Genomic DNA, 25215 nt, shown 5'->3' with positions numbered 1-25215 from the left:
CCTCATCGCTGAGCAAAAATCAATAAGGAAGAGACATGAGTGCTGAATATCAAGTGAACGGCGCCGTTGCCGTCATTACCCTGGCCAACCCGCCCGTCAACGGCCTGGGCCTGGCGACGCGCACGGCCGCCGTGGCCGGCATCCGCCAGGCGCTGGCAGACGAGTCCGTCAAAGCTATCGTCATCACGGGCGCCGGCAAGGCATTCTCCGGCGGCGCCGATATTAAGGAATTCAATTCGCCCAAGGCGCTCACGGAACCAACGCTGCACACCCTGATCAATGTCGTCGAGCAATCGACCAAGCCTGTGGTGGCGGCCATCCACAGCGTCTGCATGGGCGGCGGCCTGGAGCTGGCGCTCGGTTGCAACTACCGCGTGGCCGCGCCTGGCGCGCAGATGGCCTTGCCGGAAGTCAAACTCGGCATCTTGCCGGGCGCGGGCGGCACGCAGCGCCTGCCGCGCGTGCTGGGCCTGGAAATGGCCTTGAACATGATCGTCTCGGGCACGCCCGTGGCGTCGGAAAAACTGGCCGGCACGGCCCTGTTCGACGAAGTCATCGCGCCCGGCGCGGACTTGCTGGCCGCCGCCGTGGCCTTCGCCACGAAAGTGGGCGATGTGCGCCCGCTGCCGAAAGTGCGCGAGCGCAAGGTCGATTACCCGAACCACGAAGCGTTCCTGCAGTTTTCGCGCAATACGGTCAAAGCCATGTCCGGCCCGTTCCCCGCACCGCTCAAATGCGTCGATGCCGTGGCGGCCGCCGTGACGATGAAATTCGACGAGGGCTTGAAGTACGAGCGCGAACTGTTCATGCAGCTGGTGCAGTCGCCCGAATCGAAAGCCCTGCGCCACGCCTTCTTTGCCGAGCGGGTGGCCAGCAAGGTGCCCGACGTGCCGGCCGATACGCCCGTGCGCAGCATCGCCAGCGCGGCGATTGTCGGCGCCGGCACCATGGGCGGCGGCATCGCCATGAACTTCGCCAACGCGGGCATTCCCGTGATGCTGCTGGAAACCAAACAGGAAGCGCTGGACAAGGGCCTGGCCACCATCCGCAAGAATTATGAAAACACGGTCAAGAAGGGCAAATTGACGCAGGACAAGGCCGAGCAGCGCATCGCGCTCGTTTCCGGCACGTTGGCGTATGCCGATATCGCGCAGGCGGACATCGTCATCGAAGCCGTCTTCGAAGAACTGGGCGTCAAGGAAACCGTGTTCAAACAGCTCGATGCCGTCATGAAGCCGGGCGCCATCCTCGCCTCGAACACGTCGACACTGGACCTGGACAAGATCGCCGCGTTCACCCAGCGCCCGCAAGATGTGATCGGCACGCATTTCTTCAGCCCGGCAAATGTGATGAAACTGCTGGAAATCGTGCGTGGCAAGGAAACGGGCAAGGACGTGCTGGCCACGGCGCTGGCGCTGTCGAAAAAGCTGAAGAAGACGGGCATCGTCTCGGGCGTGTGCGACGGCTTCATCGGCAACCGCATGATCGAGCAATACAGCCGGCAAGCCGGTTTCCTGCTGGAAGAAGGCTGTCTGCCGGAGCAGGTCGACAAGGCGGTCGAGAAATTCGGCTTCGCCATGGGCCCGTTCCGCATGGGCGACCTGGCCGGCAACGACATCGGCTGGGCCATCCGCAAGCGCCGCTACGTGGAAAAACCGGAAGTGAGCTACTCGAAGACGGCCGATCTGCTGTGCGAACTGGGGCGTTATGGCCAGAAGACGGGCGCCGGCTGGTACGACTACAAGCCGGGCGACCGCAAGGCGTACGCGTCGGAACAGGTCAACGCCATGATAGTCCAGCATTCCGCCGACATCGGCGTGGCGCGGCGCAAGATCGGCGACCAGGAAATCGTCGAACGCCTCGTGTATGCGCTCGTCAACGAAGGCGCGCGCATCCTGGAAGAGGGCATCGCCCTGCGCGCCTCGGACATCGACATGGTGTATCTGACGGGCTACGGCTTCCCGCTGTTCCGCGGCGGCCCGATGTTCTACGCGGACACGGTCGGCTTGCCGAACGTGCTCGATACGATAGCCAGCTATGCCAAGGGCCGCCACGGCGAAGCGTGGACGCCGGCGCCGCTGCTGGTGAAGCTGGCGGGCGAGGGCAAGGGTTTCAACAGCTAAGAAACCCAACGGCAGATACCGGGGGCGGACCCTGAGGGTCCGACCCCGGATTTTGCTGCTGGGGTTAAATGCCAGCGATATTTATTATTTCTTCTTCGCCACCATCTTGACCGCTTCGTTGACGATGACGGGGTTGTCCTTCTGAATGTAGTAGCCGGCGCCCGTGATGCGCTCGACGGCCGGCGCGCCGGACAGGCGCTGCCAATCCTTTTCCTGGGCCCGCACGACGTTCTCGAACGAGCCCATTTCCTCGATGCCGAACTTGTCGCGCACCAGCAGCATGGCGGGCACGCGCAGCGGGCTGCCCATGTCGACGTGCTGCAGGCATTGCGTCTGGGCATCAAATTCGGCCGATTCCGTACTGTTGAACATGAGTTTACGCCGCGTCTTGACGAGCATGGCGTAGGTGGACGCGTCCGTCTGCAGGCGGTTCCATTGCTGCGGGTGCGTGGGATCGAGCAAGACCAGGCCGGCCACGTCCTGCGGGTACAGCCTCGCATACACATACTGGTACAGCCCGCCCAAGCCATGGCCGACCAGCACATACGGCGGTTTCAGGCCCGCCTGCGCCAGCAGGGCGCGCTGCTGGGCAGCGATGGTGCACGGGTCGCGCGGCGTGGTGGTTTTCTTGCTGTCGCCGTAGCCGGGACGGTCGTAGACGAGCACGCGGTGCTGTCTGGCCACTTCGGGCGCCACCTTGGCCCACACGTCCTTGCCATCGCCCATGGCCGACTGGAACACGACGGGCAAGCCGCCCTGGCCGCTCAAGGTGTAGGCGATGCTGGCGTCGGGCAAGGCGGCCGTGGCGGGAATGCCTGGCGTGGCCGGGGTCGATGGCAACAGCGAGCAGCCGGAAAAACAGCCTGCCAGCAGCAAGCCGGCGCTGGAGAGGAGCATGGTGCGCGCGGGGCGGCCGACGAATAGATGATGCATGAAGCTCCTTCTTGGTTCACTGCCCGGTATGGCGTGCCAGCCATTATAGGCAAAACCATATGGAAGTGGAAATGCCGAACAGAAGGGGATTTCCCGTCCTGTCAGCCGGCGTCGGCGCGGTGGCAGACGGCTTCGATGCGGTTGCCGTCCGGATCGAACAAAAAGGCCGCGTAATAGCTGGCGTGATAGTGGCGCAAGCCGGGCGCGCCCAGGTCGATGCCGCCCTGCGCCAGGCCCGCCTGCCAGAACGCTTCCACGGCCGCGCGCGAGGGGGCCTTGAAGCAGCAATGGCGGCGCGGCGCGTCGTCGGGCGCGGGACCGAGGCGCACGGAAAAGTAGCTGCGTTCGGGGTGTTCGGCATCGCTGCGCTCGCCATAGCCTATCCACGCATTGGCATGGTCGCTGCCCACCTTGGGCACGCCGAGCGCGGCGAAGATGGCGTCGTAGAAACGCTCGGCGCGTTCCAGGTCGCTGACGGTGAGGGAAACGTGGTCGAGCATGGGCACTCCGCAGTAAAAACAAGGACGGCCATAGCATAGCCCGGATCAGGGCGGCCGTGGGCGGGAGTGACCGAGTGATACTGCCGGTGGCCGACTGCTGGTTAAGGGCGGCGGGCGCACGCACATGGCGCATCGGCTGCGCAGGCGGGGCAGGCTGGCGCCGGGCGCGTCAGCCGGGTGACGATATGGCGGCTGATGACTTGCACGCGGGGCGCGAACAGCATCACGGCGCAGAAGGCCACGGGCCAGGCGGCAAAGAACGCGTGGCGCCAGCGGGGCAGGAAGTCCGCCTGCAGGCCGATATTGAGCCAGGTGACCCAGGCGCTCATCAGCAGGGTCATGACCAGCGACATCAGGAAGGCAAATACGCAACGCAAACGCAGGGCTTCGGACATGGGACACTTTCAAAATGGTAAGGAAAGGCCAGCGTAACAACTTGCAGCAATCTATACTAGAGCCATATTTTTAATTTCAAATTCCGAAAATGCAATCATGCTCGACGAATCATGCTTGATGACCTAGCCCTGTTTGTTTCCATTGTCGAGGCGGGCAGCCTGCATGCGGCGGCCGTCAAGGAAGACTTGCCCGCCGCCACCGTCACGCGCCGGCTGCAAAAGCTGGAAAGCCAGCTCGGCTACCGCTTGCTCAACCGCAGCGCGCGCCGCTTGCAGCCGACGGCGGAAGGCTGGCAATACTACGAGCAGTGCCGTCCCCTCGTACACGCCCTGCGGCAGGCGACGCAGCAGCTCGATGCCAGCCTGTCGGCCGTCTCGGGCAGCATCCGCGTGCTGGCACCCGTGAACTTCGCCAGCGGCTTGCTGACGCCTGCCTGGGTCAGCTTCATGCAGAAGTATCCGGACATCCGCCTGGAGCTGGAACTGTCGAACCTGCTGCAAGACCTGGTGGGCAGCGGCGCCGACCTGGCCATCCGCGTGGGCGCGCTCGACGATTCCTCGCTGATGCAGCGCCGCCTGGGCAGCGCTTCGCTGGTGATGGTGGCCGCGCCCGCCTACCTGGCGCGCGCCGGCGTGCCGCGCGACTTGCAGGAACTGGAAAAGCACGAGCTGATCGTGGCAGAACCGCTGCGCTCCTGGCGCTTGCGGCGACCCGGCGACGGCGCCGAAATGCTGATCGAACCGCAGGCGCGCCTGCGCGTGAACGAGATGCGCCTGGCCGTGGAAATGGCCGACGCGGGCATCGGCATCCTGCTGTGTCCGCTTTTGCAGTGCCGCACGGAGGTGGCGCGTGGTTCGCTGGTGCGCGTGCTGCCCGACTGGATGCCGCAGCCGCGCCACGTGTACGCCGTGTGGACGCAGCGGCGCTACCTGCCGGCCCGCGTGCGCGTGCTGCTCGAGCACCTGGCGGCGTTTGCGGCCGGCAATCCGCTGTTGAACGGGGAGGCCGGCGCTGATCAGCGCGTTGTGCCGGGTATCCTTTCCAATAAGTAATACCGAGCGCTTGTACTTTTCGTCAAGATCGCGTTAAGATAAAGCTGCCCGCTTATCCAGTAGGCAATCTGGTGTTTTTTCGCGCAATCCCGTTCCTATCCATGAGAGTAGCAATGAAATATCTGATCATTCCCTTCTTGCTGGCCATCACTGGCTGTGAAGTACTGTATGACGCAAACCGGGACAAGATCGGCGAGTATTGCAACAGCCTTAATAATTTTGACGACCGCAACGCCTGCCGCAAGCGCAACCAGACCAGCTACCAGGAATACGTGCAGCAGCGCGACCAGCTGAAAAAGAAAAACGATAAGTAAGCTTGCCGCCACATAAAAAAACGCCGCTGACCAGTCAGCGGCGTTTTGCTTTGCGGACCCCGGTCTTGCGGCCGGGGCTTGCGCCGGATCAATCGTCGGCGTAGATATTGTTGTCTTTGGTTTCCTTGACGAACAGGGTGCCGATCACGACAGTCGCCAGGGCGACGACGATCGGATACCACAGGCCATAATAGATGTCGCCCTTGAAGGCCACCAGCGCGAAGGCCGTGGTCGGCAGCAGGCCGCCGAACCAGCCGTTGCCGATATGGTAGGGCAGGGACATCGAGGTGTAACGGATACGCGTCGGGAACATTTCCACCAGCATGGCGGCGATCGGGCCATACACCATGGTCACGTACAGCACCAGAATGAACAGCAGCAAGACGACCATCGGCTTGTTGATCTGGTCCGGATCGGCTTTCGCAGGGTAGCCCGCTTCCTTGATGCCGGCGCCGATTTCTTTCTTCAGCGCCGCTTCGTGGGCCTTGCTTTCCGCATCGAAGTTCAGGCCGTCGGGCGTCATGACGGCGTTGAACGAGCTAAATTCCTTCGTCCCGATGCGCACCTTGGCGATTGAGCCGGCCGGCGCGTCTTCCTTCGTGTAGTTCACCGAGCTGTTCGACAGGAAGCCGGTGGCGATGTCGCACGACGAAGGGAACTTCTTGGTACCCGTCATGTTGAACTGGAAGTGGCAGGAGGCCGGATCGGCGACCACCACCACTGGCGAGTTCTTCAGTGCCGCTTCCAGCTGCGGATTGGCGAAGTGGGTCAGGCCGTTGAAGATCGGGAAGTAGGTCGCCGCGGCGATCAGGCAGCCGCCGAGGATGATGTACTTGCGGCCGATGCGGTCGGACAGGCTGCCGAAGAACAGGAAGAACGGCGTGGCCAGCAGCAAGGCGACGGCGACGAGCACGTTGGCCGTTGCCAGGTCCACTTTCAGGGTCTGGATCATGAAGAACAGGGCGTAGAACTGGCCCGTGTACCACACGACAGCCTGGCCGGCGGTCAGGCCGATCAGGGCCAGGATGACGATCTTCAGGTTTTTCCACTTGCCGAACGCTTCCGTCAGCGGGGCTTTCGAGGTCTTGCCTTCGGCCTTCATCTTGGCAAACGCCGGCGATTCATTCATGGCCAGGCGGATCCATACGGAAATACCCAGCAGGATGACGGAGACGAGGAAGGGAATGCGCCAGCCCCACGCTTCGAAATCCTTCTCGCCGGTCGCCAGGCGGGTGCCCAGGATGACCATCAGCGACAGGAAGAAGCCCAGGGTGGCCGTCGTCTGTATCCACGCCGTGAACGCGCCGCGCTTGCCTTCAGGCGCGTGCTCGGCCACGTAGGTGGCTGCGCCGCCGTATTCGCCGCCCAGCGCCAGGCCTTGCAGGATGCGCAGGATGACGAGGATGATCGGTGCGGCGATGCCGATGGACGCATGGCCCGGCAGCAAGCCGACGATGAAGGTGGAGCCGCCCATGATCAGGATGGTGATCAGGAAGGTGTACTTGCGGCCGATCATGTCGCCCAGGCGGCCGAAGACCAGCGCGCCGAACGGACGCACGATGAAGCCGGCGGCAAAGGCCAGCAGCGCGAAGATGAAGGTGGTGGTGGGGTCGCCGATGAAGAATTGCTTGGCGATGATCGATGCCAGCGAACCGTACAGGTAAAAATCGTACCATTCAAAAACGGTGCCCAAGGAGGACGCAAAGATGACCTTGCGTTCCTCGGGCGTAATCGGCGTTCCCTTGGTGGAAATTTTCCGTACGTCGGCCGAGCCGGATGGTGATGCCATGGTTTGTCTCCCTATGTTTTATAGTGAACTGGTGCCGAGGTCTTTTTGACCATTCTTGCAACAGCTTGGGGCGAGTGTGTTCTCCGAACCTTACGTCATGCTTGCTTGAAACTTACATCAAGCTTACAAATTGCCATTCATTTCAACTTTGCGAACGACCGTACTTAAATGTGCTATTCTGATTCCGCAGATATACCACCCGACCATATAACATTCCCACAAGGAGACACAGCATGAATGAAGCCGTCATCGTATCGACCGCCCGCACGGGCCTGGCCAAGTCCTGGAAGGGCGCGTTCAACATGACGCATGGCGCCACCCTGGGCGGCCATGTGCTGGCGGCCGCCGTCGAGCGCGCGCGCATCGAGGCGGAGGAAGTGGAAGACGTGCTGGTCGGCTGCGCCTTTCCCGAAGGCGCCACGGGCGGCAACATCGCGCGCCAGGTGGCCTTGCGCGGCGGCTGCCCCGTCACGACGGCCGGCATGACCGTCAACCGTTTTTGTTCCTCGGGCTTGCAGGCCATCGCCCTGGCGGCGCAGCGCATCATCGCCGGCGAAGGCGATATCTATGCGGCGGGCGGCGTGGAATCGATTTCCTGTGTGCAAAACGAGATGAATACGCATATGTACCGCGACGTCTGGCTGCAGCAGCACAAGCCGGAAGTGTACTGGCCCATGCTGCAGACGGCCGAGACCGTGGCCAAGCGCTACCAGATTTCGCGCGAGCGCCAGGACGCCTATGGCGCGCAAAGCCAGCAGCGCGCAGCAAGCGCCCTGGCTGCCGGCCTGTTCGACGCGGAAATCGTGCCGATGACCACCATCATGGGCGTGGCCGACAAGGCCAGCGGCATGCTGGTGTCGCGCGAAGTGACGATTGCCGCCGACGAAGGCATCCGCGCGGACACGACGTATGACGGCGTGGCGAAGATCCGCCCGGCCATTCCGGGCGGCGTCATCAGCGCCGGCAACGCCAGCCAGTTTTCCGACGGCGCTTCGATGGCCATCGTCATGAATGCGAAAGTGGCCGAGGCGAAAGGACTGCAGCCGCTGGGCATCTTCCGCGGCTTCGCCGTGGCCGGCTGCGAACCCGATGAAATGGGCATCGGCCCAGTGTTTGCCATCCCGAAACTGCTGAAAAAAGCGGGTTTGACGGTGGCCGACATCGGCCTGTGGGAACTCAATGAAGCGTTTGCCGTGCAAGTGCTGTATTGCGCCGACACCCTGGGCATCCCGATGGACCGCCTGAACGTCAACGGCGGCGCGATTGCCGTCGGCCACCCGTACGGCGTGTCGGGTGCGCGCCTGACGGGCCACGCCTTGATCGAAGGCAAGCGCCGCGGCGTCAAATACGTGGTGGTCACCATGTGCATCGGCGGCGGGCAGGGCGCCGCCGGGCTGTTCGAAGTGCTGTGATATAAGTAAACCAGTCTGCGGGCGGCTTCCAGGGCCGCCCGTTTGCATTCCGCGCCCTGTTCCTGCAAGACGCGCCGATAGCGGTTACAGTAATGCTTCATTAATAAACAAGCAGCCTGCCGCCATGATCAAGCACATCGTTTTCTGGAAACTCAAAGACCACGCCGAAGGCGCCGACCGCGCCGCCAATGCATTGAAACTGAAAGCCCTGCTCGATTCCTGCTCGGACCTGGTGCCCGGTATCTTGAAATTCGAGGCAGCCGTGGCCCAGCCGGGCCTGGAAGCGACCTACGACATCGTGCTGTACAGCGAATTTGCCAGCCGCGAGGCGCTCGACGCTTACCAGAACCACCCCGAGCACGTGAAGATCAAGCCGTTCTTTGGGGCCGTGCGGGAAGCGCGGCAGTGCATGGATTACGAAGTGTGAAAACCCGTTAACCCCAAACGAAGGGCTGGGGTCAGACCCTCAGGGTCTGACCCCGGTATTTGCTCTGGGGTTTAGATTGTTCGTCCAACAAGGAGCCTTCATGACCACCTACCAACGCATCGTCCTCGCCTCGCGCCCCACGGCTGAAGTGCAGCCGGATAACTTCCGTTTGGAAACTGTCGAGATTCCCGCCATCCAGGATGGTCAATTGCTGGTGCGTAACCAGTATCTGTCGCTCGACCCCTATATGCGCGGACGCATGAGCACGAATAAAAGCTATGCGGCGCCGCAGGCGCTCGATGAAACCATGATCGGCGGTACGGTGGGCGTGGTGCTGGAATCGAAGCATCCGAAGTTTGCCGTGGGCGACACTGTCGTGGGCACTTTGGGCTGGACGGAAGTGGCCGTATCCGACGGCACCATGCTGCGCAAGGTCGATACGACGCACATCCCAGCCTCCGCCTACCTGGGTTCCGTCGGCATGCCGGGCATGACGGCGTGGTATGGCTTGAACCAGATCATGGCGCCGAAAGCGGGCGAAACCGTGGTCGTGTCGGCCGCCAGCGGCGCCGTGGGCAGCGTCGTGGGGCAGCTGGCGAAACTCAAGGGTTGCCGCGTGGTCGGCATCGCGGGCGGCGCGGACAAGTGCGCGTATGTGGTGAATGAACTGGGTTTCGACGCCTGCGTCGACTACAAGGCGGGCAACCTGGCAGCCGACTTGGCGGCGGCCACGCCGGACGGCATCGACGCCATCTTTGAAAACGTGGGCGGTGCCGTGTTCGATGCGGCCCTGGCGCGCACCAACGCGTTTGGCCGGATCGCCGTGTGCGGCTGGATCGCCGGCTACAACGGCGAACCGACGCCGCTCGACAATGCGCGCTTCATCCTGACCAACCGCCTCACCGTGCGCGGCTTCATCGTCTCGGAACAGCCGGAATTCTGGCCGCAGGGCCTGGCGGAACTGGGCACGCTGGTGGCGACGGGCAAGCTGAAATTCCGCGAATCCGTGGCCGACGGCCTGGCCAGCGCGCCCGAAGCCTTCATCGGCATGTTGAAAGGCCGTAACTTCGGCAAGCAGCTGGTCAAGCTCAGCTGATCACCCTGTGGAAAGGCAGGTCGTGCGACAATTGCGGCCTGTCTCTTTCTACATTACACCATGACCAAGCACACCATCCGCCTCGGCGACTGGGCCACCCTGGGCCCTGACGCCACCGCCATCCGTTTTGAAGTCTTTGTCGATGAACAGAAAGTGCCGGCCGAGATCGAACTCGACGACATGGATAGCGTCTGCCTGCACGCCGTCGCCTACGATGACGCCGGCAACGCCATCGGCACGGGCCGCTTATTGCCCGATGGCCACATCGGCCGCATGGCCGTGCGCCAGCCGGGCCGCGGCACGGGCGTGGGCGGCGCCATTTTGACCTTGCTGATGGACAAAGCCCGCGAACGCGGCGATGCGGCGGTGGTGCTGAACGCGCAAACCGTGGCCGCGCCATTCTATGCGCGCCACGGTTTCGTGCAGCAGGGGGAACAATTTGAAGAGGCGGGGATTGCGCATGTGGAGATGCGGCTGGCGTTGATTTAATCAGTGAGTGCGGGAGTGCCCCGCACCGCGTTCAGGGCAAGGCGCATTGCCGAAGACAGTACGAATAGTACGGCTAGGCAATGCAACGCAGCCATGGACGTCGTGCGGAGTGCTCCTAATTCTGCGCGTGGGACTGGCGCCATTTATCCAGGATCACCGCCAGCACGATCACGACGCCCTTGGCCACATACTGCCAGAACGACGACAGTCCCAGGATCGTCAAGCCATTGTTCATCACGCCGATGATCAAGGCGCCGATGACGGTGCCCCAGACGGAACCGACGCCGCCCATCAGGCTGGTGCCGCCGAGCACGACCGCCGCGATGGCATCGAGTTCATAACCGGTACCCCAGTTGCCGTTGGCCGCATACAAGCGGCTGGCCGACATGGCGCCGCCCAAGCCCGCGAACAGGCCGCTGATCGTGTACACAAACATCAAGACGAGACCGACTTTGATCCCCGTCAAACGGGCCGCCTGGATATTGCCGCCGACGGCGTAGATATGCAGGCCCAGGGTGGTCTTGCGCAAAATAAACCACGTCAGCACGACGACGGCGGCCGCCAGCCAGATCAGCCAGGGCACGGCCAGGAAGCTGCCGTTGCCCATCCATTCGAAGCTGGGGATTTCCGTGTTCAGCACGCTGGTGCCATCGGCCAGCAGGTAGGCGGCGCCGCGCAGGGCCGTCATGGTGCCCAGGGTCACGACGAAGGGGTTCAGGCCGACGAGGGCGACCAGCACGCCGTTCAGAGCGCCCAGCAGCAGGCCGACGATGAGGAAGGCGGGAATCGAAAAGCCGGCGAACTGGGCCGACAGCGACATCAGCATGCCTGCCACGGCCGAGACGGCCAGCACGGAGCCGACGGACAAATCGATGCCGCTGGTCAAAATGACGAACGTCATGCCGGACGCCAGCACGATGTTGATCGACACCTGGCGGAAGATGTTCATGGTGTTATTGCTGGTCATGAACGTCGACGTGCCGTCGGCCGAGAAATACACGGTCAAGCCGTACATGGCCAGGTACAGCACGACCAGCACGGGCAGCATGCCCAGGCGGCGCATCAGGTTCGAGGCATTGAAGGGTTCGCCGGCGCGCGCGGCGCCGCCTGTGGTAGTAGTTGTCATGTTGAATCTCCTGAATGATTATTCTTATGCCGCTTCCAGCTGGGTGGCATAAGCAAGGATGTTTTCCTGCGTGATGTCGTCGCCCGTCACTTCGCCCGTCAGGCGTCCTTCGCACATCACCATCACGCGGTCGCAGATGCCGACCAGCTCGGCCAGTTCGCTGGAAATGCACAGCACGGCCGTGCCCGCGTCCGCCAGCTGGTGGATGATCTTGTAGATTTCGCTCTTTGCGCCCACGTCCACGCCCCGCGTCGGTTCGTCGAGGATGAGGACCTTGGGCGCGATGGCCAGCCAACGCGCCAGCAAGACTTTCTGCTGGTTGCCGCCGGACAACCCGCCGACGATGCCGTCCGGGCCCGACACCTTGACGTTCAGGTTGCTGATCGCCTCGCGCGTCAGCTGGGTCAGGGCGCCACGGTTGACCACGCCTGCCGTCGCATGCTTGGACAGGATATTCATCGACATGTTTTCCATGGCCGACAATTGCATGAACAGGCCCAGGCTCTTGCGGTCCTCGGGCAGGTAGCCGATGCCGTGGCGGATGGCTGCCAGCGGCCGCTGGATGTGCACTTCATGGCCATCGAGCCACACCTGCCCCGATGCTTTCTTGTCGGCGCCAAAGATCAGGCGCGCCAGTTCCGTGCGGCCCGCGCCCACGAGGCCGGCGAGACCCGTCACTTCGCCCGCATGCAGGGAGAACGAGGCGGGCTTGACCTTGCCGCCGCCGACGTTTTCCACGCGCAAGCGCTCGGCGCCCCGCGTCGTGCGCCGCTGGTGCGAATAAAAGTCGTCGGCGGGGCGGCCCACCATCATTTGCACGACTTTCTTTTGATCCAGCTCATCCTTGCCCAGCTCGCCCACATAGGCGCCGTCGCGCAGCACGGTGATGCGGCGCGCCAGGCGCTCCACCTCGGCCATGCGGTGGCTGATGTAGAGCACGGCCAGGCCCTTGTCGCGCTGTTCTTCGATGATGCGGAACAATTGTTCGGTTTCCCGGTCGGACAGGGCGGCGGTGGGCTCGTCCATGATCAGGATGCGGCTTTCATGCACGAGGGCGCGGGCGATTTCCACCTGCTGCTGCTCGGCGATCGACAGGGTGGACACCATGGTGTCCGCGTCGAAGCGGGAACCGAGGTCGGCCAGGATGGCGTTCGTGCGCGCGCGCATCTCGCCGCCCTTGACGGTCCAGAACGGTCCTTGCGGCTCGCTGCCCATGAAGACGTTCTGCGCCACCGTCATGTTCTTGGCCACGCTGAGTTCCTGATAGATCAGGTTGATGCCGAGCGCGCGGGCCTCGCCCGGGTTGCGGATGCGAATCGGCTTGCCGTCGAGGATGATTTCGCCCGCGTCCGGCGTGTACACGCCCGACAGAATCTTCATCAGGGTACTCTTGCCGGCGCCGTTTTCGCCCATCACGGCATGGATTTCGCCGCTGCGCACCGTCAGGTGCACGCCGCGCAGCGCGCGCGTGGCGCCAAAGCGCTTCTCGATGCCGCGCATTTCAAAAATAATATCGTCGCTCATGACTGTCCTTCCTTGCTGGTGAAACTGGCGCCGCCTGGCAACTGGCCGGCGGCGCCGCGTGGTTCAGGTCAGGCAGATCAGTTCTTTACCCAGCCCGTGTAGGTGGCGACGTTTTCCTTGGTGATGGCCGGGGTCGGCAACAGCACCATGGTCTGTTTCGGCGTGCGGCCGTTCATGATGTCGTAGCCCATCTGCACGGCGTCGGTGGCCATGCGGTACGGGTTTTGCGCCGAGGTGGCGGCAAACAGGCCGGCCTTGTTTTTCAGGGCGTTCTGGCCATCGGGGGCGCCATCGACGGCCGTGATCAGTTTCACGTCCGTGCGTTTCGATTGCTTGATCGCCAGTTCGGCGCCGATGCCCGTCGGATCGTTGATGGCGAACACGCCGTCGATCTTCGGATGGGCCGTCAGCAGGTTCGACATCACGGTCATGCCGCCGTCGCGGCTGCCGCCCGCGTTCTGGTTGTCGGACAGGATTTTTATGTCCTTGAAGGCGGCCAGGGTTTTCTTGCAGCCGTTCACGCGGTCGATCACGGACGTGACGGGCGGGCCGTTCAGGATCACCACATTGCCCTTGCCGCCGATCTGCTTGGCCAGGTAGGCGCACGACACGTCGCCCGCCATGGTGTTGTCGGACATCACGGTGGCCGAAGCGCCCACGGCGCCCACGTCGACGGCGATCACGACCACGCCCGCATTGCGCGCTTTCTTGATGGCTGGCGCGATGCCCTTGGAATCGACGGCATTCAGGATGATGATGTCGGTCTTGTTGGCAATAAAGTTTTCGATCTGGTCCACCTGGGTGTTCAGGTCATACTTGCTGGAAACAGTCGTGACTTTCACGCCGGGGCCGCCGAGCTTTTTCGCGCTTTCTTCCGCGCCGCGGCCAATCGCCACGAAGAACGGGTTGGCCAGGTCGCCCACGCTCACGCCGATGGATTTCAGCGGTTTGTCGGCGGCGAAGGCGCCGCAGGCGGCGGACAGCAGCAGGGAGGCGGTAATGACTTTTTTCATGAGGATCTCCAAGGGTTTTTATTGTAAAAACAAACGGTGCTACGGGTGAAAAACTATTAATTTCTTAACTTTTCGATCATGGCATCCAGCTTGCCCGCATCGACGGCGAAGCCGCGTATGCCTTCGGCCAGCTTTTCGGTCGCCATCGCATCGTCGTTCAAGGCGTAGCGGAAAGCGGCTTCGTCGTAGGTGACGGCCGGCTGCGCCGCGCCCAGGTCGCCGCCCAGCGCGCGCTCGAACGGCGCATCCGCCGCTTCGAGCTTGGCCAGCAGATCCGGGCTGATGGTCAGCAAGTCGCATCCTGACAGGGCCGTGATCTGGCCCACGTTGCGGAAGCTGGCGCCCATCACTTGGGTGGCGATGCCGTGTTGCTTGTAGTAATTAAAGATACGCGTGACGGACTGCACGCCTGGATCGTTGGACAGGCTGCGCGCCGCTTCGTCCCATGCCGCGCCCAGCGATTTTTTATGCCAGTCGTAGATGCGGCCCACGAACGGCGAAATCAGCCGCACTTTGGCATCGGCGCAGGCGACGGCCTGGCAAAACGCGAACAGCAGGGTCAGGTTGCAAAAGATGCCATCTTTTTCCAGTTCGCGCGCCGCCTGGATGCCTTCCCAGGTGGCGGCGACCTTGATCAGCACGCGCTCGCGTTTTACGCCAGCCTGCTCGTACAGGGCGATCAGGCGGCGCCCGCGGGCGACGGTGGCGTCGCGGTCAAAGCTCAAACGGGCATCGACTTCCGTCGACACGCGGCCGGGCACGACTTTCAAAATTTCCAGGCCGAAGCGCACCAGCACCTGGTCGACGATGTCGTCCAGCGACGCGGTTTTGTGCGCGGCGACCGTGCTTTCCAGCAAGGGCGCGTAATCGGGCTGCAGCACGGCCTTTAAAATCAGCGACGGGTTGGTGGTCGCGTCTTGCGGCGCGAAGCGCGCCAGTTGCAAAAAGTCGCCCGTGTCGGCGACGACGGTGCTGTGTTGCTTCAATTGTTGCAGCTGATTCATTACTATTCCTTATCACTGAGTTGGTGCAAGGCTTGCACGGCGGGAAACAGGCTACGGTAGCGGCCGTAGCGGATGCTCAAGGCTGCGCTGTGCGCGGCATCGGGCAGGAAAGTGTTTTTGATGGGCAAGCCGGTGGACAGCAGCTGGCGCTGGCCGATGGCGGCAAAGCCCAGCTTGGCCGCGCCCAGGCTGGCCGACAGTTCGCTGTTGTGCAGGGTGCGCATTTCGCGTCCCAGCACATTGGCCAGCAATTGCGCCCAGTACTGGCTGCGCGCGCCGCCGCCCACCAGCATGCAGTGGGGAACGACGGCGCCTGTCGACGTGACGGCCGCCATGGCGTCGCGCAAGGCAAAGGCCACGCCTTCGAGCACGGCGTAACCGAGCTGCGCCGGCGTGCTGTCGTGGCCCAGTTGTAAAAAGGCGCCGCGCACCTGCGGGTCGTTGTGCGGCGTGCGCTCGCCCGACAGGTAGGGCAGGAACAGCGGCGCGGAAGGGGCGACGGGGGCGTCGAGCGGCAAACCCGCTTCCACCAGCGCCAGCAGCGCGGCTTCGTCGGGCTGGCCCAGCACGCCGGTGGCCCAGCGCAAACAGCTGGCGCCGGACAAGATCGCGCCCATCGCATACCAGCGGCCGGGCAGGGCGTGGCAAAAGCTGTGCACGCCGCCGGCCGGGTTGCCCAAGGGCGCTTCGGTCACGCTGACGATGGCGGCGCTGGTGCCCAGCGAAATGAAACTGTCGCCGCCGTTGACGGCGCCGATGCCCACGGCCGAGACGGGGTTATCTCCGCCGCCACCGGCCACCACCACGTTCGCGGGCAAGCCCAGCTGGTCGGCGATGGCATCCGGCACGGTACCGGTGGCGGCGTCGCCTTCGGCCAGCGCCGGCATTTGATCCAGGCGCAAAGCGCAGGCGGCCAGCATGGGGGCGTACCAGGCGCGAGCGGCCTCGTCCAGCCACAGGGTGCCGGCCGCGTCGGACATGTCCGTGAGTTTGATCCCGGTCAATTGCAGGCGCAGATAATCCTTTGGCGACAGCAGGCAGGCGATGGCGGCGAAGGCGGCCGGCTCATGCTTTTGCAGCCACAGCAGTTTCGGCGCCGTCAGGCCCGCCATGGGCAGGCTGCCCGTCACGTCCGCATAGGCGGGATAGTCGCGCGCCAGGGTTGCGGCCTCGGCTTCGGCGCGCGCATCGTTCCACAGGATGGCGGGACGGATCACGTTGTCGTTGCTGTCGAGCAGCACGGCGCCGTGCATCTGGCCCGACAGGCCGATGCAGGCGATGTGTGCATAGTCCTGCGGCCAGCCGGCGCGCAGCTGGGCCAGCGCCTGGACGCAGGCGGCCCACCAGTCCTGCGGCGCCTGTTCGGACCAGCCCGGCTGCGGGCGGCTGGTGTCGATGCGCACGGACGCCTGGCCGCGCACGGCACCTGCGCTGTCCATCAGCACGGTTTTCAGTTCGGAGGTACCGAGGTCGATACCGAGGGAAATCGCTGGATGCATGGTGTGTCTATATGTAAAGGTCAGGGGCAGCCGCAGGAATTGCGTACGCGCAAGGTTGGCGACAAACGCTGCACGTGCTGGGCGCGGCCCGGATTGGCGATGCGGTCGATCAGCAGATCGACGGCCATGGCGCCCAGCTCTTCGAGCGGCTGCGCCATCACGGTCAGGCGGGGGCTGAAATAATCGGCCCAGTCGAAATCATCGAAGCCGGCCAGCGCAACGTCTTGAGGTACCGCAATGTGCGCGTCGCGCAAGGCATGCATGGTGCCGATGGTCATCAGGTTATTGCCGGCGACGATGGCCGTGGGACGCTGTGCGGCGGGCAGAGCCAGCAATTCGCGCGTGGCCGCGCCGCTGCGCTCCAGGTTGGAGTCGCCCGAGCGCAGCAGTGCCGGGTCAAACGCGATGTTGGCGCGCTGCAAGGCCAGGCGGTAGCCCGCGATGCGCTCATCCGTCGTGGACAGGCCGGGCGCGCCCGCGATGAAGCCGATGCGGCGGTGGCCGTGGACGGTGATCAGATGGCTGACCAGCTCGGCCGTGGCGTGCGTGTTTTCGACGCCCACCTGGTCGAAGGGCTGGGGCGACATGCGGTCGACCAGCACGGAAGCGATCTTGTTGCTGGTCAAATAGTCGAGGGCGCGGTTGTGCGGATCGCCGGACGGCGCCAGCACGATGCCGTCGACGCGGCGCTGGTGCAAGTTCTGCACCACTTTCAACTCCTGTTCGGGGTCGTCATGCGTATCGGAAAACAGCATCATCAAGCCATGGCGCGTGCAAGCCGCCTCGATGGCGCGCACGGTTTCGCTGAAGTAATGATTGGTGAAGGCGGAAATGGCCACGCCGATGGTGCCCGACGAGGAGCCGGCCAGCGCACGCGCCAGCATGTTCGGCACATAGCCGATCTGCTGCATGGCCGCGTTGACGGCGGCGACGGTTTTCGGGCTGACCTTGCGGGTGCCGTTGACTACGTGAGAGACGGTCGACAGCGATACGTCCGCCGCCCGCGCTACATCTTCCATGGTGGCCATGGTGTCTCCTGAGGTATTTTTTATTATTGTGTACTGCGATTGGGTGCGGCTGTGTCGCCGCGATTGAAGCTATCGTAAACAAAAGAAAGCGCTTGCGCAAGCGCTTTCTTTTTTTGTGCGAACGATATTTTGCAAGGCAAGAAAGCTGCGCGGGAGGGAATGGATGGGGGAAACAGGGCGGAGCCGGACGGTGCCGGCCCCGCAGCAATTACTGAATCACCAGCTCGTGCAATTCGCCGGGAGAGTCCGGGAACAGTTTCACGACGGTGGAGGTGCGCGTGCCGTAGCCCGGCGTTTCGATGCAGACGGCGGACAGCACGCGTTCAAGGTCGAGCGGCACGCCCGTGTCCGGCAAGCGGAAGTCGGGCGCGCGCGTGGTGTCGGCCAGCATGTCGAAGTACGCTTCGTCGGGCGCGCCCTGGCACAGCAGGCTGGCGAACTGAGCCTTGGTTTTCAGCACCTTCGGCCACGGCGCGTCGAGCAGGGCGTTCGACAGGCCGTAGATGCCCGGCTCCAAGGGCTGGCCATTGCGTGCATCGCCGTCGCCCCGGTTGGAAAACCAGATCAGGGTATCCGCGTCGCCCAGCACCAGGTTGAAACCGTTGTAGGCTTTGCAGCCGGGGCGGATTTGCGCGATGTAGTCTTGCGGCGACATGTCGCCGGCCAGATAGTCGGCCACCAGGGCGCCGCGCGAGGGGGCGTCCGGGTTGCGGTCTTGCGGGCTGCGGATATTCGTGATGGCGGCAAAGCGCGAGCTGCCGCTGCCGGCCTGGGTGATGCCCATCCAGCTGCCGCCCGCCTGCAGGTCGCGGCCCGCATACACTTGCGGGTGCTCGGGCCAGGCGCCGGCGGGGGCGCTGGCGCGTTCATAGAATTCGTCGCGGTTGGCGGCGGCAATCAGCGGGATGTGCGGATTGACTTTCCAGGCAAAAACGATCAGGCACATGGGGGCAAATCCATGAACACTTCCGTATGCCGCGCGCCAGCCGTCAGGGACAGCAAACCCGCTTCCTCGGCCGCGCTGGCCAGCAGTTCCGTAAAGCCTTCGCCGACGACGGGGTAGATTTCCATCCACGTCTGCAAGCCGTCCTTGGCTTCCGGACGGCGCTTGAGTTGCGGCGCCACGCCGGAAGCAGCCGCCAGCTTGCCTTGCAGGGCGCGCACCCGCGCTTCCAGCGCTTGGGCGTGCTCTTCTTTTACCTGATAGTAAACGTACAGATCTTTCATTGCATTCTCACAAGTCGAGTGCGTCGAGCACGTAAGGCATGGACAGGAACTGCACGGCGGCGCCCTGGGCCGAGCCGTAGCGCACGGCGCCGGCGGCGCTTGAACCTTCTGCTATCGCCCCCAGCTTCATTTCGACGAGGGCGTCGATGCCGCCGTCGCCGTTGGGCGCCGCGTTGACGACCATGCCGCAAGGCTGTTCGGGGTCGCTGACGGCAAACAGTTCGCCGCCGGCGACGACGGATGCATCGGCAATGCTGACGAGGGTGGTGCGGCGCTTGAGCTTGCCCAGGTACTGGCTGCGCGCGACGATTTCCTGGCCCGGGTAGCAGCCTTTCTTGAAATTGACGCCGCCCAGCAGCTCGAAATTGACCATCTGCGGCACGAATTGCTCTTGCGTGGCGGCCGTGATCTGCGGGATGCCCGCGTGGATGTCCGATAATTGCCAGGCGTCATTGCCGCCCTTGGCCAGCTGTGTCGTCAATGGCGTCCACGCGTCGCGCGCCGTGGCGGCCGACGTCAGCCATTCATAGCGGGGGCTGCCGAAGGCGTCGGCCACGCGCAGCAGGGTGCCGGAAACGTGTTCGACCTTGCTGAACGGCGTGGCGGGCAGGGCGGGGAACCAGGCGGACAGGGCCGCGATGGCTTGCTTGCCGCCGAGGCCCAGGACGACCTGGTTCGCTTCGTCGCCGGATGCATCGTGCAGCTTGGCCTTGGCGCGCAGCACGAACATCTGCAGCCGCTTCTGGATGGCTGGCTGTATGGCGCGCGGCAATTGCAGATAAATGGTGGTGGCGTTGCGCCACATCAGGAAACTGGCCAGCATCCGGCCTTTCGGCGTGCAGTAGCCGGCCAGGCGCACTTGCTCCTGGTTCAGGTGTTCCACGTCGTTGGTCAGCTGGCCGTGCAGGAAACTGGCTGCCTCGTCGCCGTTCAAGCCGATCAAGCCCTGGTCCGTGATGGCCGCGACAAAACCTTCTTGTAGCTGGGACACTGTCAGGGACTGGCCGAAGTCGGCGATAGGGGCGGCGGCGATGGGGGCGGTGCCGTCAGGCGCGCCATCGATGGCAGCGGGGCGGGCGCCTTGGGCGGTTAAAAATTGATTCCAGTTATTCATAATTTCCATTAGATCAGCGATTAAGCATTATCATTACGGGTTCATTATAGTGATGTCGCGCAGATTGCGTCGGCAGCGGCAAGATTGCCAGTGTTGGCGCCGCTTTGCGCGTACTTGCTTCACAAATGAACGATCATAACAAGCGGACGTTGGCCATCAGCGCCCGCATCACAAGAATCGGAACAATGGCTTTCTTTAAAAAACTTGTAGTCAGCTCGGTCATCGCCGCCATCGGCGTCGGTGGTACTTTTGTGTACTGGGCGCAGCAGCCCATCACCACGGACGGCGAAGCGATTCCGTTTACGATCGCGCCCGGCAGCGGCGCGCATGCGGCCGGCCAGCAGATCGCGGACGCGGGCGTTCCCATCGTGCCCATCCTGTTCAACATGCTGGCGCGCATCGAAGGCAAGACGTCGAAGATCAAGGCCGGTTCCTACGAGCTGAAACCGGGCACGACGCCGCAGCGTTTGATTACGCAACTGGCGCGCGGCGAGTTCGCGCAAGAGTCCTTGACCATCATCGAAGGCTGGACCTTCAGGCAGATGCGCATGGCGATGGCCAGCCATGCCGGTCTCAAGCACGATACCGTGGGCCTGTCCGACAAGGAACTGATGGCGAAGATCAGCCCGGAATACGTGCTGCCGGAAGGCTTGTTCTTCCCGGACACGTATCTGTTCGCCAAGGGCGCCAGCGAAATGCAGATTTTCAGGCAGGCGCACGCGGCCATGATCGGCCGCCTGTCCGAAGCGTGGGACAAGCGCGACCCGGCCTTGCCGTATAAAAACCCGTACGAGGCGCTGATCATGGCTTCCATCGTGGAAAAGGAGACGGGACAAAAGTCCGAGCGGGCCATGATCGCCGGCGTGTTCGTCAACCGCCTGAAAACAGGCATGCTGCTGCAGACGGACCCGACCGTGATCTATGGCATGGGCGACAACTACCAGGGCAAGATCCGCAAACGCGACCTGGAAGCGGACACCCCGTACAATACCTATACGCGCGGCGGCTTGCCGCCCACGCCGATCGCCCTGGCTGGCGCGCAATCGCTGACGGCGGCGCTGGCGCCGGCCCGCACGCAGGCGCTGTATTTCGTCGCACGCGGCGACGGCACCAGCCAGTTCTCGGCCAACTTGCCCGACCATAACCGCGCCGTGAACCAGTACCAGCGCTAATATCATTATCAGATCAAGAGTTTCATGACACCACACTATCAACCCCGCTTCATCACCTTCGAAGGCATCGATGGCGCGGGCAAGTCGACGCATATCGGCTTTGTCACCGACTACCTGCAACAGCGGGGCGTGACCCTCGTCTCGTCGCGCGAACCGGGCGGCACCAGCCTGGGCGAAAAGCTGCGCGAACTGCTGCTGCATGAAAAGATGCACCTGGAAACGGAAGCCTTGCTGATGTTCGCCAGCCGCCGCGAACACATCGCGCAAGTCATCGCGCCCGCGCTCGAGCGCGGCGAATGGGTCATTTCCGACCGGTTCAGCGATGCCAGCTTCGCCTACCAGGGCGGCGGGCGCGGCATGGACTTGCGCAAGATGGAGCAACTGGAAGCGTGGGTGCACCCGCACCTGCAGCCGGACCTGACGTTCCTGTTCGACGTGCCGCTGGCCGTGGCCCGTGCCCGCCTGGATGCCACGCGTGCGCTCGACAAGTTCGAGCAGGAGCAGGCGGACTTCTTCGCCGCCACGCGCAACGAATACCTGCGCCGCGCGGCCCAGTTCCCGGAACGCTTCCGCATCATCGATTCCACGCAAAGCATTGCCGACATCCAGGTACAACTGGCAAAGCTGCTTGATGTACTGCTCGAACAAAGTGTTGCAACACGTTGATTGACAAAGAATAATATGACAAGCTCTCTCTATCCGTGGCAACAGGACGCCTGGCAGCAATTGCAAGCCTTGCGCCCGCGCATGCCGCACGCCATCCTGTTCCATGGCGCGCAAGGCATCGGCAAGGCCGACTTCATCGAGCATTTCGCACAGGCATTGCTGTGCGAAGACGTGCGCGCCGACGGCCATGCCTGCGGCGCCTGCGCCTCGTGCGGCTGGTTTAGCCAGGGCAACCATCCCGATTACCGCCGGGTCCGTCCGGAAGCGTTGGAAGACGACGTGGCGGACGACGGCGAAGAGGGCGAAGGCGCGAAGAAAAGCGCCAAGACCAAGACGCCGTCGAAAGACATCAAGATCGAGCAGATCCGCAACCTGGCCGACTTCATGAACATTTCCACGCACCGCCAAGGCTTGCGCGTGGTGGTGCTGTACCCGGCCGAGGCGCTGAACACGCCCGCCTCGAACGCCTTGCTGAAGACGCTGGAAGAGCCGCCGCCGGGCACCTTGTTCCTGCTGGCCTCGAACAGCCTGGACCGATTGCTGCCGACGATTTTGTCGCGCTGCCGCAAGTTCGCCTTGCCGATGCCCAGCCATGAGCAAGCCTTGACGTGGCTCAAGCAACAAGGCTTGAACGATGCGGACAGCTGGCTGCGCGAGCAGGGAGGCGCGCCGCTGGCTGCGCTGGCTCAGTCCGAATCTGGTGGTCGCGAGGAAACGGAACAATTGTTGCAAGTCTTGGCTAACCCTGGCGTGGAAGCGGCCCTGAAAGCGGCGGACAAATTACAGAAGTCTCCGCTGGCGCCGCTGGTCGCTTCCTTGCAGCGCTGGTTGTACGACGTGTTTTCCGTCAAGCTGTCCGGCACCATCCGCTACTACCCGCGCCACCGGCGCGAACTGGAAGCCTTGGCGGGACGCATCAACGTCAGCCGTTTGATGGCCGCCATCAAGGCCGCCAACGAACGCCGGGCGATTGCCGAACATCCCTTGTCGCCCAAGCTGTTCCTGGAAGACATGCTGCTCGACTACGCCTCAAGCTGCCAATAAAATCAAACACTTGTGCTGCGAAGTTAATCTGGATTGTGCGCTGCTTTGCCGGTTCGGAATGACTTAGCCGCAGGTGCGCGTGCAACTGCGGTACTGTACTTCGCACGCTTGCTGGCGCTCGGCACGCCGGGCGCGGAAGGCCTGGGCCTCGGTCGGGCGCAATTGCTCCGCTTGCGCACCGGCCTCTTTGCCGGCGGCAACGTAGGGATTGCTGCTCGGCTTCATCGACAGCATGGGGCTGGTATCGTTTTCCGTGGCGCCTTGCGCTTGCGCGCGGCAATCCTGGCGTGCCGAGGCGCAGACGGGCTGGCACAGGCCCGCATCGGGGATGGCCTTCGGCGCATCGCGCTTGTCTTGCGCATGCGCTGTCAGGGCCAGGCTGGCCAACAGTATCAAAGGGCCGGCAACTTTCAGCATGAACACTCTCCACGGTTCCGCGCGTAACCCCATGGTTGCGCATCGGCAAGCTACTATACATCTTGATAATATTTTTGCCTACCCATGGAAGTCAAGGCCGGCCACTTCCCCGGCCAAGTCCGTTTGCCATGCCGGGAACGCGGTGTTACAGTCAGTCATCCTTGCAAACCACGCGGCTGCGCCGCACCGGAGGCGTCAAATGAAACGAGTCACTGGCATCGGCGGCATCTTTTTCCACGCGCAAGACCCGGCCGCGCTGCGCGCCTGGTACCAGCGTCACCTGGGCCTGGACGTGCAGCCGTGGGGCGGCGCCGCCTTCACCTGGACGGACGCCGACGGCAAACCCAGCGCCGGCACCACCATCTGGTCCGTCGCGGCCAGGGACAGCGAGCAATTCGCACCCGGCAAGGCCTCCTTCATGATCAACTACCGCGTCGACGACCTCGACGCGCTGCTGCAAGCCCTGCGCGACGAAGGTTGCAACGTGTTGGAAAAGGCGCCCGACTCCGAATATGGCCAGTTCGGCTGGGTCATCGATCCCGAGGGCAACAAGGTGGAGCTGTGGCAGCCGCCGGAGGGACAGTAGGCGGCGCACGCGCTGGCAGGAGCGCACACGAGTATGAAAGAAAATACATGAGCTACCCGAGCAAAGTCATTGACTATGCACCGGAAAAGATGCGCGCCTTCCACGCGTATGGCTACGAGCACATCGATTGCCGCCAATTTGCGCTGGCGCCGGAAGCCGTGCTGGGAATGCGCGAGCAAGCCTTGCCTTACATCGACGAAGCCAGCCGTCATTTTTACGCGCTGGGCTGGCAGGGCGATGGCGAGGTCGAGCTGCTGTGGCTGCCGCCGTTCGTGTTTCCCCTGTCCATGCGCGTCCCTACGCAAGGCATCGTCATCTGGCACGTCAAGCAGGAGCGGGATGGCGTGTCATTCCTCGTTTCCCCGATTCCGCTGCCCTTCGAGGAATTTGCCTGAGGGATGGGGGCGCAGTCGGCGGCAGGGCGGATTTGCGCCTTCCCCCTGCCAGATTCCGCCCGCTCCGGTACAATCCCGCCTTATGTATATCGATTCCCATTGCCATATCAATTTCCCCGAGCTGGCTGCTCGCATGCCCGAGATCCTCGCCAAGATGGCCGAGAACAAGGTGACCCATGCCCTGTGCGTGTCCGTCGACTTGCCGGACTTCCCGCAGGTGCTGGCCCTGGCCGAGCAGTATCCGCACATCTTTGCTTCCGTCGGCGTGCATCCCGACTACGAGGATACGCCTGAGCCGTCCGTGGAAGACCTGGTCCGGCTGGCCGACCATCCGAAGATCATCGCCATCGGCGAGACGGGCCTCGACTATTTCCGCCTGACGGGCGACCTCGAGTGGCAGCGCGAGCGTTTCCGCACGCACATCAAAGCTTCAAGAATCACCCGTAAACCCTTGATTATCCACACAAGAGCGGCCAGCGAAGATACCATACGCATCATGCGCGAAGAGGGCGCGGGCGTGTCGGACGGCGGCGTGGCCGGCGTCATGCATTGCTTTACGGAATCCCTGGAAGTGGCGCGCGCCGCCATCGACATGGGTTTCTACATTTCCTTTTCCGGCATCGTCACGTTCAAGAGCGCGAAAGACTTGCAGGCCGTGGCCCTGGAAGTGCCGCTCGAACGCATCCTCATCGAGACGGATTCGCCGTACCTCGCGCCCGTGCCGTTCCGCGGCCGCATGAACGAACCCGGCTATGTGGCCCACGTGGCGGAATACCTGTCGACCTTGAAAGGCATCCCGCTGGACCAGGTGGCGCGCCAGACGACGGATAATTTCTTCAAGTTATTCAATCAGTTGCCATAACTTCTTA

27 protein-coding genes are annotated in these 25215 nt (G+C 63.3%); 13 read left to right on the top strand and 14 right to left on the bottom strand.

The features are described from left to right. Positions 1 to 35: 35 nt before the first annotated feature. Complete coding sequence (locus BZG29_RS15970; protein WP_077404777.1) at positions 36 to 2123, top strand: 3-hydroxyacyl-CoA dehydrogenase NAD-binding domain-containing protein; 2088 nt, start codon at positions 36 to 38, stop codon at positions 2121 to 2123. Between the two features lie 84 nt (positions 2124 to 2207). On the opposite strand, the gene BZG29_RS15965 is transcribed toward BZG29_RS15970, so the two are convergent. The 3 genes from BZG29_RS15965 to BZG29_RS15955 all read right to left on the bottom strand — a co-directional run bounded on the left by BZG29_RS15965 (position 2208) and on the right by BZG29_RS15955 (position 3951). After that, positions 2208 to 3056: an alpha/beta hydrolase gene (locus BZG29_RS15965; RefSeq protein ID WP_077404774.1), complete on the bottom strand. Its 849-nt coding sequence runs from the start codon at positions 3054 to 3056 to the stop codon at positions 2208 to 2210. Positions 3057 to 3157: 101 nt separating this feature from the next. Next, positions 3158 to 3556 (bottom strand): VOC family protein, encoded by a 399-nt coding sequence (locus BZG29_RS15960; RefSeq protein WP_077404771.1) that lies wholly within the window; start codon positions 3554 to 3556, stop codon positions 3158 to 3160. A 101-nt stretch (positions 3557 to 3657) separates the two neighbouring features. Then, complete coding sequence (locus BZG29_RS15955; protein ID WP_077404768.1) at positions 3658 to 3951, bottom strand: DUF2798 domain-containing protein; 294 nt, start codon at positions 3949 to 3951, stop codon at positions 3658 to 3660. Positions 3952 to 4062: 111 nt separating this feature from the next. Between BZG29_RS15955 and BZG29_RS15950 the strand changes: the two genes are divergently transcribed. Next, positions 4063 to 5004, top strand: coding sequence for a LysR family transcriptional regulator (locus tag BZG29_RS15950; protein ID WP_077404765.1), 942 nt, complete (start codon positions 4063 to 4065; stop codon positions 5002 to 5004). 113 nt (positions 5005 to 5117) lie between these two features. Next, entirely contained in the window at positions 5118 to 5318 is a 201-nt protein-coding gene (locus BZG29_RS15945; RefSeq protein WP_077404762.1) for a hypothetical protein, read from the top strand. A gap of 88 nt (positions 5319 to 5406) precedes the next feature. On the opposite strand, the gene BZG29_RS15940 is transcribed toward BZG29_RS15945, so the two are convergent. Continuing rightward, positions 5407 to 7107: an MFS transporter gene (locus BZG29_RS15940; RefSeq protein WP_077404758.1), complete on the bottom strand. Its 1701-nt coding sequence runs from the start codon at positions 7105 to 7107 to the stop codon at positions 5407 to 5409. 233 nt (positions 7108 to 7340) lie between these two features. Between BZG29_RS15940 and BZG29_RS15935 the strand changes: the two genes are divergently transcribed. From BZG29_RS15935 to BZG29_RS15920, 4 genes are all read left to right on the top strand, one after another. Beyond that, the gene (locus BZG29_RS15935; protein WP_077404755.1) at positions 7341 to 8519 is read left to right on the top strand and encodes an acetyl-CoA C-acyltransferase; all 1179 of its coding nucleotides are present in this window, start codon (positions 7341 to 7343) and stop codon (positions 8517 to 8519) included. A gap of 124 nt (positions 8520 to 8643) precedes the next feature. After that, positions 8644 to 8946, top strand: coding sequence for a Dabb family protein (locus BZG29_RS15930; RefSeq protein ID WP_077404752.1), 303 nt, complete (start codon positions 8644 to 8646; stop codon positions 8944 to 8946). Positions 8947 to 9046: 100 nt separating this feature from the next. After that, a complete protein-coding gene (locus tag BZG29_RS15925) occupies positions 9047 to 10042 on the top strand; it encodes an NADP-dependent oxidoreductase (protein WP_077404749.1) in 996 nt (331 codons plus the stop codon). A 60-nt stretch (positions 10043 to 10102) separates the two neighbouring features. After that, positions 10103 to 10531 (top strand): GNAT family N-acetyltransferase, encoded by a 429-nt coding sequence (locus BZG29_RS15920; RefSeq protein WP_077404746.1) that lies wholly within the window; start codon positions 10103 to 10105, stop codon positions 10529 to 10531. Positions 10532 to 10646: 115 nt separating this feature from the next. Here the strand turns inward: BZG29_RS15920 and BZG29_RS15915 are convergent, their stop codons facing one another. The 9 genes from BZG29_RS15915 to BZG29_RS15875 all read right to left on the bottom strand — a co-directional run bounded on the left by BZG29_RS15915 (position 10647) and on the right by BZG29_RS15875 (position 20075). After that, on the bottom strand, positions 10647 to 11657 hold the full coding sequence (locus BZG29_RS15915) for a ribose ABC transporter permease (protein WP_077404743.1): 1011 nt from the start codon (positions 11655 to 11657) through the stop codon (positions 10647 to 10649). A 24-nt stretch (positions 11658 to 11681) separates the two neighbouring features. Next, the gene (locus tag BZG29_RS15910; RefSeq protein WP_077404740.1) at positions 11682 to 13181 is read right to left on the bottom strand and encodes a sugar ABC transporter ATP-binding protein; all 1500 of its coding nucleotides are present in this window, start codon (positions 13179 to 13181) and stop codon (positions 11682 to 11684) included. Between the two features lie 77 nt (positions 13182 to 13258). Further along, entirely contained in the window at positions 13259 to 14194 is a 936-nt protein-coding gene (locus BZG29_RS15905; RefSeq protein WP_077404737.1) for an ABC transporter substrate-binding protein, read from the bottom strand. A 56-nt stretch (positions 14195 to 14250) separates the two neighbouring features. Next, on the bottom strand, positions 14251 to 15198 hold the full coding sequence (gene tal / locus BZG29_RS15900; protein ID WP_077404728.1) for a transaldolase: 948 nt from the start codon (positions 15196 to 15198) through the stop codon (positions 14251 to 14253). 2 nt (positions 15199 to 15200) lie between these two features. After that, positions 15201 to 16685 carry a xylulokinase gene (xylB, locus tag BZG29_RS15895; RefSeq protein WP_216350400.1) on the bottom strand — a complete coding sequence of 495 codons (1485 nt, stop codon included), beginning with the start codon at positions 16683 to 16685 and terminating at the stop codon, positions 15201 to 15203. A 32-nt stretch (positions 16686 to 16717) separates the two neighbouring features. Then, a complete protein-coding gene (locus BZG29_RS15890; protein ID WP_077404722.1) occupies positions 16718 to 17725 on the bottom strand; it encodes a LacI family DNA-binding transcriptional regulator in 1008 nt (335 codons plus the stop codon). A gap of 208 nt (positions 17726 to 17933) precedes the next feature. Next, positions 17934 to 18671, bottom strand: a complete 738-nt coding sequence (locus BZG29_RS15885; protein WP_077404719.1) for an NRDE family protein — start codon at positions 18669 to 18671, stop codon at positions 17934 to 17936. After that, positions 18662 to 18952, bottom strand: a complete 291-nt coding sequence (locus tag BZG29_RS15880; RefSeq protein WP_077404716.1) for a DUF4936 family protein — start codon at positions 18950 to 18952, stop codon at positions 18662 to 18664. Before BZG29_RS15880 ends, BZG29_RS15885 begins: the two co-directional genes overlap by 10 nt. Positions 18953 to 18959: 7 nt before the next feature. Further along, complete coding sequence (locus tag BZG29_RS15875; RefSeq protein ID WP_077404713.1) at positions 18960 to 20075, bottom strand: folate-binding protein YgfZ; 1116 nt, start codon at positions 20073 to 20075, stop codon at positions 18960 to 18962. Positions 20076 to 20251: 176 nt separating this feature from the next. Here BZG29_RS15875 and mltG point away from each other — a divergent pair, with 176 nt between their 5' ends. Genes mltG through BZG29_RS15860 form a run of 3 tightly spaced genes read left to right on the top strand, consistent with a single transcriptional unit; the run spans position 20252 to position 22948 of the window. After that, positions 20252 to 21238, top strand: a complete 987-nt coding sequence (gene mltG / locus BZG29_RS15870; protein ID WP_077404710.1) for an endolytic transglycosylase MltG — start codon at positions 20252 to 20254, stop codon at positions 21236 to 21238. 24 nt (positions 21239 to 21262) lie between these two features. After that, positions 21263 to 21904, top strand: a complete 642-nt coding sequence (tmk, locus tag BZG29_RS15865; RefSeq protein ID WP_077404707.1) for a dTMP kinase — start codon at positions 21263 to 21265, stop codon at positions 21902 to 21904. 15 nt (positions 21905 to 21919) lie between these two features. Further along, the gene (locus tag BZG29_RS15860) at positions 21920 to 22948 is read left to right on the top strand and encodes a DNA polymerase III subunit delta' (RefSeq protein WP_077404704.1); all 1029 of its coding nucleotides are present in this window, start codon (positions 21920 to 21922) and stop codon (positions 22946 to 22948) included. 63 nt (positions 22949 to 23011) lie between these two features. Here the strand turns inward: BZG29_RS15860 and BZG29_RS15855 are convergent, their stop codons facing one another. After that, positions 23012 to 23365, bottom strand: coding sequence for a hypothetical protein (locus BZG29_RS15855; RefSeq protein WP_077404702.1), 354 nt, complete (start codon positions 23363 to 23365; stop codon positions 23012 to 23014). Between the two features lie 199 nt (positions 23366 to 23564). On the opposite strand from BZG29_RS15855, the gene BZG29_RS15850 reads away from it, so the two are divergent. The 3 genes from BZG29_RS15850 (at position 23565) to BZG29_RS15840 (ending at position 25208) form a co-directional block, all read left to right on the top strand. Further along, the gene (locus BZG29_RS15850; RefSeq protein WP_077404699.1) at positions 23565 to 23951 is read left to right on the top strand and encodes a VOC family protein; all 387 of its coding nucleotides are present in this window, start codon (positions 23565 to 23567) and stop codon (positions 23949 to 23951) included. A 47-nt stretch (positions 23952 to 23998) separates the two neighbouring features. Continuing rightward, positions 23999 to 24346: a hypothetical protein gene (locus BZG29_RS15845; RefSeq protein WP_077404696.1), complete on the top strand. Its 348-nt coding sequence runs from the start codon at positions 23999 to 24001 to the stop codon at positions 24344 to 24346. Positions 24347 to 24428: 82 nt separating this feature from the next. Continuing rightward, a complete protein-coding gene (locus BZG29_RS15840; RefSeq protein ID WP_077404693.1) occupies positions 24429 to 25208 on the top strand; it encodes a TatD family hydrolase in 780 nt (259 codons plus the stop codon). The last annotated feature ends 7 nt before the right edge of the window (positions 25209 to 25215 follow it).

This window comes from Janthinobacterium sp. LM6 (genome assembly GCF_002002885.1).
Classification (GTDB): domain Bacteria; phylum Pseudomonadota; class Gammaproteobacteria; order Burkholderiales; family Burkholderiaceae_D; genus Janthinobacterium; species Janthinobacterium kumbetense.
Note: the sequence above shows the minus strand (reverse complement) of the source record. Positions and strands in the feature narration are given on the sequence as shown.